This is a genomic window from Comamonas sp. C11, assembly GCF_024496285.1.
Lineage (GTDB): Bacteria > Pseudomonadota > Gammaproteobacteria > Burkholderiales > Burkholderiaceae_C > Comamonas > Comamonas testosteroni_F.
The window spans coordinates 2148119-2161771 of the sequence record NZ_CP101743.1 but is presented as its reverse complement, the minus strand read 5'-3'; the positions used below and the strand labels follow the sequence as shown (position 1 = coordinate 2161771).

Annotated in this window: 6 protein-coding genes; 1 reads left to right on the top strand and 5 read right to left on the bottom strand. The window is 62.0% G+C overall.

The features are described from left to right. The first annotated feature begins 106 nt into the window (after positions 1-106). Positions 107-739 (top strand): hypothetical protein, encoded by a 633-nt coding sequence (locus NOX35_RS09955; protein WP_256496520.1) that lies wholly within the window; start codon positions 107-109, stop codon positions 737-739. Between the two features lie 203 nt (positions 740-942). On the opposite strand, the gene NOX35_RS09950 is transcribed toward NOX35_RS09955, so the two are convergent. From NOX35_RS09950 to NOX35_RS09930, 5 genes are all read right to left on the bottom strand, one after another. Continuing rightward, the gene (locus NOX35_RS09950) at positions 943-1374 is read right to left on the bottom strand and encodes a hypothetical protein (RefSeq protein WP_256496519.1); all 432 of its coding nucleotides are present in this window, start codon (positions 1372-1374) and stop codon (positions 943-945) included. Next, positions 1371-1862 (bottom strand): hypothetical protein, encoded by a 492-nt coding sequence (locus NOX35_RS09945; protein ID WP_256496518.1) that lies wholly within the window; start codon positions 1860-1862, stop codon positions 1371-1373. The genes NOX35_RS09950 and NOX35_RS09945 overlap by 4 nt, the downstream gene beginning before the upstream one ends. Further along, positions 1859-2470: a lysozyme gene (locus NOX35_RS09940; RefSeq protein WP_256496517.1), complete on the bottom strand. Its 612-nt coding sequence runs from the start codon at positions 2468-2470 to the stop codon at positions 1859-1861. Before NOX35_RS09940 ends, NOX35_RS09945 begins: the two co-directional genes overlap by 4 nt. Beyond that, on the bottom strand, positions 2467-2769 hold the full coding sequence (locus NOX35_RS09935; protein WP_256496516.1) for a holin: 303 nt from the start codon (positions 2767-2769) through the stop codon (positions 2467-2469). Before NOX35_RS09935 ends, NOX35_RS09940 begins: the two co-directional genes overlap by 4 nt. Positions 2770-2919: 150 nt before the next feature. Further along, positions 2920-13644, bottom strand: coding sequence for a PLxRFG domain-containing protein (locus NOX35_RS09930; protein ID WP_256496515.1), 10725 nt, complete (start codon positions 13642-13644; stop codon positions 2920-2922). Between the last annotated feature and the right edge of the window lie 9 nt (positions 13645-13653).

Here is a 13653-nt window from a genome sequence, read left to right as displayed (position 1 = left end):
CGTCGTGACGTAAAGCAGACAGAAATGCTGATTCTCTTGTCTTGATGACCATTGACGACATTCAGTAACAGTATTTACTATTTCTCCTAAATTTCTAGGAGCGAAGATGATCAGAATCTGCTACCAAATTATCGCATTGGCGTTAGTTTTTGGTTATTCGTCAGAAGTCCTTGCGTCAAGAACTTGCTCATATTCACATGGACCCAAAGCGGGCCAGTGGCAATATTTTCCACCTGGAATTCCAATAACTGAAACAGCTGTTGGCAACCCATGCACTGACGGAATGGGTAGCTTCGGATATGCGATTCCTGATCCATGGCAACAAGCTCCTCAAACTCCATACCCACAACAAACATACCCTCAGCAACCCTATCCGCAGCAGCCATTTCCCCAGCCCCAACCTCACCCGCAACAAGGAGGTTTACCCCAATTCCCAACCACTCCCAGCGGAATTGCTGGTGCACTCGGTGGTAATAGAGAAGCACAACTTGCAGCAGAATGCAGCACAGCCGGAAACCCTCAGATGGTGGGCTCTTGTATCGCGACGAGATTAACTCAGGCGGAGCTTCAAAAATGCAAACAGGGAATAGGTACGTCCAATGGATGTTTTGGACCAAATAACACCATTCGTATCCATCTGGAAAATGCTATCAGCGATATTACAAAAGGCCCTGGCGACCACCACGATCTAGTTGGGAAAGAAGGTTTCACCTGTAAGAAATTAGGAATTTGCCTTTAATATGACCCGATCTCCCCAATAAATATCCGGCCCGAGCACGCTCCAGGTTGCTGCGTTAGCTGCTTGGCCATCAGCTCGGATTGCCAGTTCCGTGTGTCGCGGAATGCACTGTCCAAACCCCTTATCTAGGACAGGGGCTCGATCCGCCCGGGAAGAAGCTGCGCGATCCATCAAGCGGACAACGCCTGGGCGGATCGTACGGCTCAGAAAGCAGAGATACGCTCACCCAGAATCACTGCCAGCTCGCGCATCACATCGAGTTGGCGGCGCAGGCGGGCCTGCTCTTCGGGATCCAACTGGCGGAACAACGCATTGCGCAGAATGAACTCGTCCAGCCTGGTGATTCGGATGTCCAACTCTTGCTTTTCATCCAGCACGCGCTGCTGGTGGGGTGGCAAGGTGGATACGGGCAGCTCCTTGTAGCTGCGGTCGAACACATCCTTTGGGCTCCAGCTGATGTAGTTGGCATGCCGGGCGTCATTGGCCTTGCCGCCGTCTTGATATTCGACAAGGTAGCCCTCGTCCTTGGGGTTCTCGTCGGCAGGAGTCTCCCAGCCTCGATACTGGTTGTATGCGCCACGGGTCATGGGCGTTGCCAGCAGGCGCTTGGTGCCTTCATACAAACGGGGGGTCATTGGTTCTCCTTGGTCTGGGGGATCACTGGCCAGGCTGCGCGGCAGGTTGCTGCATCAGCTGCGTGGCCATCTGCTTTGAACCCCAACTCCGTGTATCGCTCGACACACTGTCCGAATAGCGAGTTGAGGGTAGAGGCGTACTCAATGAGGGCGCTGGGGGAAGCGTCAGCAAGTCGCTGCTCGGCATCGGACAGTTGCTTGCGCATGCCGTCACGCTCACGGCGAGCGCGATCAGCAGCAGCCTGCAAGCCGGCCTGCTTCTGGATGGCGTCATTCAGGGCTCCTTGGTATTTGTCGTTGACCGTGCGTTCCACGGCCAGCAGACGCCGGCCGGCGGCCGTGCGCTCATCAGCGATCTGCACGCGGTACTGGCTGGCCTGCAGGCGCTCGTCGGCCAGGTCCGCACCTAGACGGGCCTCCTGGAAGTACCAGACGCCAGCAGCTGCGAGAGCGGCAGCAGCGATGTGAGTAATAGCTCTCACACTCATGGCAGAACCCCGGCCATAAAGTGCCCATCACGACCCCAGCTCGAGCACAGCTCAGCTGTCGTGCCGCGCCGATCCACCAGTCCGGCCAGCACGGCACTCTTGCCGTTGACCGTGCCACGTACCCATTTGGGCATCTGGGCACAAGCGCCATCCAGATCTCCGGCATTAGCCAGGGCACGCATCGTGCTGCCGGCCACCTGCGCCTCGCCCAGGTTGTAGATCATGTCGATGAGGCTGGCCTGCACCCACACGTTGTAGGTGCTCCAGTAGCGGAACATGCGCTTTGCTGCAGCTTCAGCCGCCAGGTACATGGGCAGCTCAAGCCGCAAGCAGTCGGTCTTGGTGTAATAGCGCCCAGCCACGACCTCCGGGCCCGTTACCCCATTGCAGGCCGTCAGCGGCTGCCCCTTGCCCACCTTGTCCACGTAGGGCCTGCCGATGTGCCGGCCGCTGCTCTCGTAGTAAGCGCCAATGTCCATGGCGAGCAGCACCGCCTCGGATGGTTGAGGCTCACCGGGCGGCAACATGCTGGCAGCGCCAGCCCCCAGCAGCATGATGGTCAGCGCGGTCTGCACCAGACGCTGTTTGAGCACGGTGGGCATCGTCATAGCTCCACCTCCGCTTCCCGTTCTGGGCAGGTAGGTGTGGCTGTGGGCATACCTGTGGTTCGCATCAGCTTGATGCGCAGCAGTTGCTCCTCGCGGTTCAGGTCGGCCTGGGCCACGGCGCGGCGATCAGCCTCGCGCTTGTAGTACCAGTTCACCAGGGCCCCGATGATGGCCACCACCAGGCCCAGAATACCGATGGCGTTGGAAGAGGCCAGCCAGCCGAAAAAGCTCACGATGGCGCCGCCGCCGGTAGTCCGGTTGCCGGCATTCGCCATCAGCTCAATGGTTTCGTTCTTCATGCGGCAGCACCTCCTGTGCGAGAGGTGGCGGCATGTCCGTATGCGGCCGGCGCCGTTGTGTGTGTGATGGGCATCGAGGTTCCTTGGTAGGAACCGCACGCCCCGGGCAGTGAGTGTGTGGGCGCATTATCTTCACGCCCACACCTCGGATCAAGGGGCTGTTGTGGGCCCTTGCGCTTCCGCCAAAGATTGACGCACGCTCGCGCGAATCGACTTCGGGGCAGCTGCTGCAACGCGCTCGGCCTTGGTCTGGCGCATCTTGATCACCCGTTGACGCACTGAGCGCCTGTCGATGAAAAGCGGGCTCTCCGGGTTTCGACGATTCCAGGCCTGCTGACGCTCACGAATCTCGGCCTGTCGCTCCACGTCCTTGTCATACACGGCCTGGGCCATGTCAGCAGTCAGGCGCTCCTTCATGGCGCGGTTCTGCCCAATCAGGTTCTGCTCGGTGGCCGTGGCCTCTTGCGTCTCCGCAACCGACTTGGGCTGGAAGCCGACAGCCTTTGCCACGGCCTCGCCCAGCGTCACATCGATCACCTTGCGGCCCTTGCTGTCCTTGTAGACCCCACTGTCAGCCATGTCGTAGCCCTTGGCAGCATTGCGCACGGCCGTGGGCGATACCTCGAGAGCAGCGCCAGCAATATCCCCTGTGAGCGCCTTGCGAGCGCCAGTGGCAGCGCGCTGGATCAAGTCGCCGGCTGGGCCGATGATTTCCAACAAGTCCCGGCTGTGGTCGCGCTTCTCGAGGAACAGGCCGGTACCGGGGATGAGGTTGCCCATGCCCAGGCGGCCAGAAATGTCCACCGGCGCGCCAGGCAGACCCGACACACCCTGCTCGATGAAATCAGCCAGCTCCTTGCCCAGTACGTCCTGCATCAACTGCTTGCGCCACTGCTTGACGCTCATGCTGTAGCCCATCAGTTGCCCGCCGGCATCGATCAGGTCCTCGATGTCTTCAGCGAACGGCAGACCGCCAGCGCCGCCCATCAGCATCAGCATGGCGATTGACCAGCCCACGGCGCGCTTACCCTCCTTGCCGCCCTGCGTCCACATGCGCTGCATCAGCTCCAGGTAGGACACGCTGTACGTCTTAAACGTAAAAAGTGTGCCGCCTATGGTGCCCCGTGCCCATTGCGGTTTCACAGCCTTGGAGTAGACGAACTGGGTGTCCAGCACCGCCTTGCGTGCAAATGCGGACGGGTTCTGAATGCCCTGCTCCTTCGCCAGTCGGTAAGAGGCAATGAAGGTGCTGCGGCGGTTGAACTGCTCGGCCAGGGCAAAGGGCTGGCCCCATGCCACCTTGGTGCGCTCCCATGCATTGGCAGCCGTTGCTCGAGCATTCCCTGCAGCGGTCCCATCACCGGCGCGCAGCGCACCTGCTCCGCGGGCCTGCGACATCAACTGGTGGATTTCCTGGGGGCTGACCACGCCATCGTCTTCGGCAGACTGCAGGGCCTTGGCCAGGTCGGCCTCGTACTGGAAGCCCTTGGTACCCATGTCCTTGAGCGCGCGGGCCAACTGCGCCCCGGCCTTCTTCATGCCGCCGTACTGGCTCAACCATGGCAGCGTCACCTGGAAAGGCTGGGTCATGTTCACAAATGCCGAAGCCAGCGAGCCGCCCAGGTACTGGGCAAACAGCATGCCGCGCACGGCCTGGCCCTCTTCCTGGGGATCCTGAATGTAGCTGCGCAGGCCCATGGCAAGGTCCTTGAGCTCGCCCTGGTCCTTGGGGATGGCGTTGATCGCCTTGTCCAGCGTGCCCACGTTCAAGCCAGCAGCAGCCTGGCGCGCATTGGAATAGACAAAGTTCGCCACCACGCGGCCCACATCCTCAGAAAAGCCCGACGTGCCCTTGCGGTGAATCATCCGCTTGAGCGCGCTGTGATTGTTCTTGGTGAGCTTCAGATACTCCTGGAATGCCTTGTCCTGGGCCTCGTTGCCTTCGGAGTCCAGGCCCAGCATGTTGCCGAACAGCTCCAGGCTCTCCGGAGTCACCCCGGCAAACAGCTTGTAAGCCTGCTGGCTCATGGTTCCCTGCTCCACCTTGGCGTCGGGGAAGGTCAGGCGGAAGTTGCGCGCAGCAGTGTTGGCCTCGCGGATCGTCTCGTACATGCCAAAGTACTGGCGCTCGCCGGCGGCGTCCACCACGTCCACCGTGTAGCGGCCGAAGCGAGACAGCGGAGCATAGCCGGAGTCCTGCAGAGCCTTGGCATCCTCGAGGCGCTTGCGGATCTGCTGCATCTGCACCGCCAGGCGGTCGCGGTTGTCGGGCACGGCCTTGGCGTCCTGCTCCAGCATGTCCAGCAGAAGCTGGGCCGCGCTATCCATGGACGGCTGCTCAAGCACGGCATCACGCATGGCGGCATATTCATCGCCCAGGGTCCGCATCATGTCGGCGCGGGCCGTCATGTCGATGGAGCGATCAATGGCCGCGCGTGCCTCTCGGTACAGTCTGATCTGATCCGGAGTTGCGCCAAACTGCGATTGCAGCTCCTTATCACTCCAGACAATGCCAGCCTTGAGAATCTTGCTCTCAAAACGGGAGTCAATCAGCTTTTCATACTGCTGCGCGGGCAGGCCTTGCCACATGGCGAGCACGCCGGCGTCGATCCGGTTGGCCTTCAGCAGCATGGCTGCCTTGTTGTGCACGCCCAGGTTCGCGTACTTCTTGGTCAGATCCTCCACCAGGGAGGCCTGGCCGTTGATGTCGCGAGCCCACAGCAGGGTCCCCTCAAACAGAGGGCGGGCCACGGCCTTGTTGTCAGCAGCAGATACCGGACGCTTGCGGTTCTTTCCCACGATGTCGCCCATGCTGTCGACTCGAGGCAGGATGCGCGGCGCTTGGTCGGCGGCATCGTTGGCGAGCATGCTCACATCGTCGATGTTCTGCTGCGCGGATTCGTAGACGGGTTTGAAAAAAGGATTGCGCTCAGCCAGATGGCGCATGGTGCCCACGGTCTTGTCCCACATGGAGACTTTGCCGGGGTGGCTCAGGATGCTGTCAAGCTGGGTAAGCGCGCTGTCCTTGATGTCGGCCAGGCGCGAGCGGCTGAAGAGCGGGCCGTCTTCTAGTGAGCCTGGGCCAGCATTTCCTTGATCTTCGCCAGCGCGGCCTCGGTGTCCTTCTGCAGAGATTCGATCTCGGAGTCGGTCAGCCGGTTCGTAGCGCGCGAGATAGCGGGCTTCCGACTCGGTGAGCGAGTCGAAGCCGTAGCCGGTGGCGGCGCGGAATTCGTTTTCGAGGTCACCATGTTTTTGCCGGAGAGATGCCAGAGATTCTGCAGAGGGCTGAATTTTTGCACTGTACTGCTTGCCGGTCAATGCAATGACCCCGGCCACGGTCCCGCCACCTTCCCGAATATGGCTTGCCAGCGCCGCGAACGTGCCGCCCTGGGTGAGAGTGTCATCCACAAGCAAGTAGGGCTTGGCTTCCACCTTGCCGGCGAAGTCCACGGGCGCAAAGATGCGATCCAGCCCGTCCATGCCAGTGCGGTGAGCACGATTGGCCTGCACGATGGCTCCAGAAGTGGACAGCCCCAGACGCTGGGCCAGCACCCCGGCTGCTGCCACAGGGATTCTGTTGCGCCCTGTGGCCTCCTCCGCCGCCACTGGTACCACCACGGGCTTGGTATCCCCAATCGCCGCACGCACCTTAGCCACCAGCTCGGGAGTCACGATGTCTTGGGCCAGGCGAAAGGCAGCCTCAATATTCCCGCCCTTGGCGGCGGCATAGTCAGGATGCGAGGAGGCAGTGCCCAGTGTGCTGCCAATGATGGCATCCGGCATGCTGGTCGCGCTGGTGCGGCTGAATGCGATGTCACGCGCCATTCCAGCGCCAGCACCGCGCTCCACCCAGCCACGGGCAGGCAGGATATAGGAGCGGATGATCTCGTCATCCGTTACCCGCATGCCCTTGAAACCGGGCACATGCTGGCGCAGCCAGGAGCGGACGGCTGCCACTGCGCGGCGCACAAAGCCCATTTCGGGGCGGCTCTGGGACCACTCTGCCAGCACTTCCTCCGCTGCCTGCAGGCGGTGTGCCGGCTTGTCATAGTCCAGGCCGTATTCGGCGGCCTTACGGCGCACGTCCCCACGGCGCACGGCCACGATTTGCTCGAGCACGCTGTCCAGTCCGGTACCGAACACGCCGCGCAGGCCATGGTGGCCCAGCGCCTCATGCATCAGCACACGGGCCACATCCTTGTCGGTGTGCAGCTGGTTGGCCAGCAGATAGGCCTTGCCCCCGTAGTAGAAGCCCTCGGGATCACCATCGGCCCCACCACTGCGCTGTGCTTGGTCAGCACGGCGCGCAGTTGCTGGGATTGCGGGATCCGCCATGTCATACACCACTGTGACCTCGGGGCCATTGGCCCAGCCCGCACGAATGGCATCCACGGTCTTCTGTACCGCGCTCATAGCCTCTGCCCGGGCCAGGGCCACGGGCTGACCATCGTTCATAGCCTGCAGGAAGCCTTCCACATCGAAATCAGCGTCAGCCTCCTGGCGGCGGAAACGAGTATCACTGTCGCCAGCCGCTGATGTGGCCGGTTTGTCGACTACCACCATCCGCGCAGCAGCACCAGTGTTCACAGGCAGGCTGGGATCCATGAATGAGCCATCGGGCAGTTTTTCATTCGTGGCGCCACGCTCGTCCAACCATTCGCGGAATCCCTCGGCGCGCTTGTTGGACTGGAAGAATGCACCTTCACCAACGATAGCAACCAGGCGGCCGCCGGGCTTGAGCAAGCCATAGGCATGCTGCACATGCTGAATGTCGCGCCCATCAGAAAACGGCGGATTCATCACGATACGGTCGTACTGCTTACCTTGGAATTCCAGGAAATCCGAGCCAACCAGGTTGTAGCCCTTGGCCTCCAGCAGTTCGCGGCGTGCATTGGACAACTCGCCCACATCAGGCTCCACGCCTGTCTGCTCACGAATTGCATCAGCAATGTGCGCCATGCCGGCGTGCGGCTCCAGCACATCCATGCCCGGCTGAATCTCGGCGGCGTCAATGGCCGCCGCAGTTGCTGCCGCACCAGTTGGGAAGAAGTCCAAGCCATCATTGGCACGGCCGACCATCGCGCGCTCTAGCTGCTTGATGCGGTCAGGCTCGGCACGTTCCTGGCGCAAGGCCTGCAGCTCGCGCAGGGCGCTGCGGAATTCTGCGGGTGTCTGAATGCCCATGCGCTGCAGGCGCTGGCGCTTCTCCAGCGTGCTCTCCAACTGCCAAGGCAGCGCCAGCACCTTGGAACCTTTGCGCTTACCCAGCTTGGCGAGATTCTCCACAAACTCCATGCCCAGCTGAATGCGCTTGTCACCGTCACCCTGCCACAGGCCCTGCTGCATGGCCTCACCTGGCGACAGAACGATTCGGTTCTGGCCGCGCTTGACCTGCAGGACCACAGCCTTGCCCACCAGGCCGCTTTTCCTGATGGCGCGCTCGGCCATGTCCTTGGTGGAGTAGTCGGCAAAGCCTCCCTTGGTCTTGTTGCCGAAGTGGCTCACGCTCAGTAGGTTGTCCTTCGCCCAGCTGGTATAGGCCTCCGTTACATCATCTGCGAGGCGAGCCAGGGCCGCGCCCATCTTCTTGCCGCCCTCGATTTCCTGCAGCTGGCGCGCCAGGCCTGCAAGGTCGCTGCGGTACATGGTGAAGCGGGGGAACTCGGCAAAGTCAACCGTCTGGGCATCCATGGGCGCGTGCTTGTTCTCTTCGACCGCAGCCCAAGAGCCATGCTTGGCCATCAGCTGCTGCACCTTGGCAGAGCCCAGAGCCTGCAGAAGTTGAGACAGCTGGGTCTTGGTGCGAACACCATCCAGGAATTGGACTTGGCCTGCCTCAATGGCGTCAGCCAGGTTGCGCATGGTCCCGGCATAGGCTTTGCTACCGCGCGCGGCGTCCTCAGCAGCATTGGCCATGCGCGCCCGGCGGGCAGTGTTGGTCTTGCGGTCAGCCCCCAACTGCTCGTCTGCACTCTGGTCCAAAGCCTCAGCCATGGCGCGCAAGCGCTCTACCGTGGTCTGGCTCTTGTCATCCTCGAAAGCATCGCGGCGCTGATTGGCCAGATCCTGGGCCTGCTCTGTATCGCCGGCCACCAGCTTCTGGAAGGCCTCGGCCGCATCGCGACTGCGGAACTGGAAGCCAGGCACGGCGCCATTGCCGCGATAGCTGCTGTAACTGCCGCCCAGGCGCTTGGCGCTGCTATTGAGGGTGTCGTAAGCATCGCGCTCCACGCGCTCGGCCAGCTGCACCACAAACAGGTCATGACCGTGTTTTGTGTGCTTGGTGGCGATGATTTCGCCGGCCGTGGTGTTGCCTGCGCTTTGCACCGTGACCCGTGCCCGGCGCTTCTCCGCCTCGCGTTGGTCCTTGGTCTGCTCTGCCTCCAGGGCATCAAACTGCTGGCGCTGCTCAGGCGTCAGGCGCAGATAGGCCGCTTCACTGGTGTCTCCTTGATCGACCCAATGGTTCATGAAGCCGCGGTAGTCCTGCAAGGTCTTGGGGTTGGCCAGCGCATCGGCCTCGGCCGCACGCTTGGCTTTGAACTCATCGCGCATGGCCTTGATTTCAGCAGCCCGGGCGGCCAGGTCTTCGGCCGTGGTGTTGCCCACCAGCTCGCGCAGCGCCTGGGCTTTGTCGGCCTTGTTCTTGGCAATATTGGCTGCAGACAGGATTTGAAAGCTCGGCCCATAGCTGCGCCCCAGCGCGTAGGTGTCCAGCATCTTTTGATAGGCGGCCAGGACAATAGCGTCCTTCTTCTCGCTTCCCATCCGATAGGCGAATGCCGGGCCGCCGGCGCGCAACAACTGGTCCTTGGTCAGCTTCTGCAGCTCGGCATGCACCGCATCCGGGTTGGATTCCAGCTCAGCAAAGGCACTCTTGTAGTCATCCAGCGCCAGCTGGCCCGAGTTGATGCCGTCATCGATGGTGTTATGTCGGTCGAGAAAGGAAGCAGGTGCAGGGCTGGAGTCTTCTTTGGCCGGCTTCTCCGCTTTCGCTGAAGCTGCAGTACGCATTGCACCAATGCCTTTGACCAGTTCGGGATTTTCGGCGCGCAACTCATCGACCAAAGCGCGAATTCGCGTTTTGGCCTGTTCCAAGGTTTCACCCTTATCCTTGAGCGTGGCCACCAGTTCCACCTTGTCATCGGTCAGCGGAGAGCCGTCGGCCATCTTGAAGTTCAGGCTGCTGGGGTAACCGTCACGGTCATAGCTGACACGGGTGATGATGGCGTTCTTGCCATAAGGCATGCTCTCGCCGCTCTTGAAACTCAGGAACTTCAGCAACTGCGCCTTCAGGTTAGCAGCCCTTTTTTCTTCCTTCTCCTTCATGTCGGCGGCCATTTTGTCCCGATCGGCCTTTACCTGCTCAGGGGTGCGAGCGGCAAGCACAGCCTTTCTCACTCGATCAGCGTTATCACCGGCCCAGCTATCAAAGCGCTCCATTGCCTTGTCCAGCGCGGCGTTACGGCTGTTCGCCTGCTTGCTGTTGAGGTTGCCCCGACCAGCAACAAAGCCGCTATAGGCACCGGACCGGGTATTCATCAGGCTGCGGTACTGGGCCAGATAGTCAGTGCGCAAGGCCTCCAGCGCGGTGCTTGCTGCCTGGCGCTGTGCTTCGGTGGTGGCGACAGATGCTCCCGACTGCTCGGCTTTCGCCATGAACTGCTCGAATGCTTCACGGTCGGCCCTCGCACGCTGCGAGCCAGATCGGGAAATTCCGCTGTAGCTGCGGTCTGCCTCTGCGAGAGGAAACTGCCCAGAGGTTGGAGCCTGCTGCGCTGACGGTGCCAGATCGCTAGCCGTCGTGGCGAATCCTGTCGCCAGCGCGTTATCGCCACGAACAACCACCCGGCCTGTATCGGAGATGCTTTCCACAGTTCCACTGTTGCCTTGATAGAGGCCGCTGGTGATTTCAACTGCAGTTCCCACCGACGGAGTGAACGTCGCGCCGCTTCCAGCATCTTCAGTCTTTGAATCGGTAGCGCCCCCTCTGGTGGTGCTGCTGGGAAAATCATGGGCCGCCTCCAGCAGCTGCTCGATAGGCGCATCCAGGCGGATCGTCTTCACGTCCTTGCCCTGCTCGCGCGCCGCCATCCACTGGTGGTGGCCGTCCAGCACATGGCCGTCTTTGGAAACCAGAATGGAGCGGTCGCCTCCCTCGTAGCCCAGAGCCTTTTGCACCTTCTCGCGCGAAAACTCGGCCTGCGTGGGCTTCAAGCTCGCGGCAGGCACGGTTTCCTCCTGGTGCGCGATCCCCCTGGCGTTCATGAAATTGACCATGGCGCCGCGATGCTCGGCCTTGATCTGCGGCATCTGGGCACGGGGCACGGCCTTGGTGCCAGATTCGGGGGCGAATGCGGCCCAGCCGTTGCCCAGGTCCTTGCCCTCGACCTTCGGGGCCGCTGGTTGCGCATTCTTGGTGCTGGACGTGAGCAGAACTGTCCCGCCCTTGCCCGGCTTCATCACATATCCCGGATCGTTGCGTCGGGAGGTCTGAGCACGGAGCACGGATTCCGGGATTTCATCACCAGCCGCAATCGTCACTTCGGATCGTGGATGCTTGGGATCCAGCAATTCCGCAACCTGGGCTTCGTAGTCGATAGGTGACTGCAAAGACGATGGTTTTGCTACTTCTTTTATAGCTTCATTGCTTTTCTGCATTGCGATGAAAGCTTCTGAATTCATAGCACTCAGCACCTTTTCGCGGTTGCCGGCGCTCATCTTTTCCCAGGCCTTGCCCTCCAGGTTCTGGCGAATGACCTTTGCCATCTTGGGCACGGCCGCAAGCACGGCGCGCTGCGCATCGGGCTGCATGGCATCCCATCGGGCGCCTGCGTCCTGGTCGGCTTGGGCCACCTGCTGGCGCTGGGCGTTGCCTTCGCGCGCGATTTCCTCAGCCTTGGCCGTTGCTTCCTGCATGGCCGGTGCCGCTGCCTTGGGCGCTGCGGGTGCAGGGCTGTCCGAGGGCTGCACCTGGCGCACGACATAGCCGCCATCCACCTTCACAGGCTCCCATCCAGCGCCAGCCGCTTGAGCCGCCTTCACTGCTGGCAGCTTGACTGTGAAGGGCTTGCCCTGCTTGTTCAGGATGTCCGGGGCGGCCTGGGCCACGCGCGCGGCGCGGTCTTGCTGCGCGGCCAGTTGCGCCTGTGCATTACCTTCGCCTTCAACCTGGTCGACCTGCGCCCGGGCTGCCGCCGCTTCCTGTTGGGCCTGCTGGATGTTCTTCAGCCGGCGCTGCTCGTTCGCTTCCTGAATGTCTGCCGGGCCACCCTTGGCTACATGCTCTGGCAGCTCCGTGGGGTTGGGGCGGTATTGACGGCCAGCCCAGTCGGCGGCTCGGGCCTCCGCTTCTGCTGCCTGGTCATTCAGATCCGCCATACGCTGGGCAGGCGAGAGCAGATCCAGCTCCTGCTGCAAGGCCGTGCGCTGCGCCAAGGCCTCGTTGGTCCAGCCCTGGCTGCGCCCCATCTGGGCCAGGAAGTCCAGATGCTCCTGGATTTGGCCGACGCGGGCTTCGGGGGAAATCTCCCCCGTCTCCATGTCTGCGCCTTCTGTGGGCTGGGCTGACTGTTGCTGTTCTTGCGTCTCCGCGGCTGTTGTCAAGGGGGTTGCCTGCTGCGTCGCCGCGGACAGGTTGGCCGCGCGTGACAGCGCGCCACGCTCTGGCACGACCTGCGCCGGGGCGCCCAAGCCCTCGCGGCTCAAGGCCACCTCGTCCAGCAGGCCAATGGGAGGCACGCCATTACGCTGCAGTGCATCCATGTCCATGATGGGGCTGACGTTGTTCTGTCCCGTGCGGTCGGCCTGCAACTGCGCCAGCAGGGCCTGCTGATCAGGCGAAGCTGTGCCATTTGATACAGAGTCGATAGCGGCTTGTGCCTGCTCCACAGTCAGCTGCGGCTGATTGATGGCTGAATCCAGGGCGTTATCCATGACGGGCGCATGCCCACCGGTAAGCAGCGAAGTGCCAGCGCCCGTCATGCCCCCCAGCGCAGCGCCCATACCGGCAGCTGCTGCCACCCCCTTGGATGGGTCGATGCTCGGATCAAAGGGAACAGCAGCGCGCTGGCCCTCGTATTGGGTAACACCCTCTTCCACGGCCTCCTGGGCGGCTTCGCTTAGGCCGGTCTTGGCTGCTCGCGCAGCAGCACCACCGCCGAACCCCTTGGCGCCAGCCAGCAGCTTTTCAGCACCGAAGGCACCACCAGCACCGCCCACCAGGGCCGGAATCACGCTGGCTTGGCGTGCAGCGGCCGTAGCCTCTTCTTCCGTGGCCCCCGCCTTGATCGCCAGGTCATAGGCGGTACCGGCTGCATCACCGCCAGCCATAGCAGCCCCAGCAGCCACGCCACCAGCCCGGCCTGCGCGCTCGATCCCCTTGGCGCCCAGGCCTGCTGTACGGGCAGCCATGCCCGCCCCCTTGACTGCGGCACCGGGCCCCACAAAGGAACCTGCCGCCTGAGCAGCAGCCAGCAGAGGGTTCTCGGCAATGTAGCTGCCCACAGCCCCCAGCTCACCCATCACCCCGTCGGCCTTATCCACCCCTTCACGGAATTTCTTCTTTGAGGCCTTGACCACATCGCTCTGGGACTCTTCACCGGCCTGGATGATGTTCTTGTCAATCCAGCCCGATACCGCGTTGCCCGGCTTGATGAAGTTGGCAGCAGACGACAACCCACCGGCGGCCGCATTGGCAGCTTCGATTACCGTGTCGTTGGCTACGGCCAGAAGGCCGCGACTTTTGGGCGCTTCAGCCGTTGGAGCGGGCTGCACATCTTGAGGGTCGTACATGCCGCTGAAGAACCCATCGGGAATGTCCTTCAGCGTTACCGATTCATAGGGGAGCTTCGGAGTCTTCTTGCTTGCCATCTTGATTCC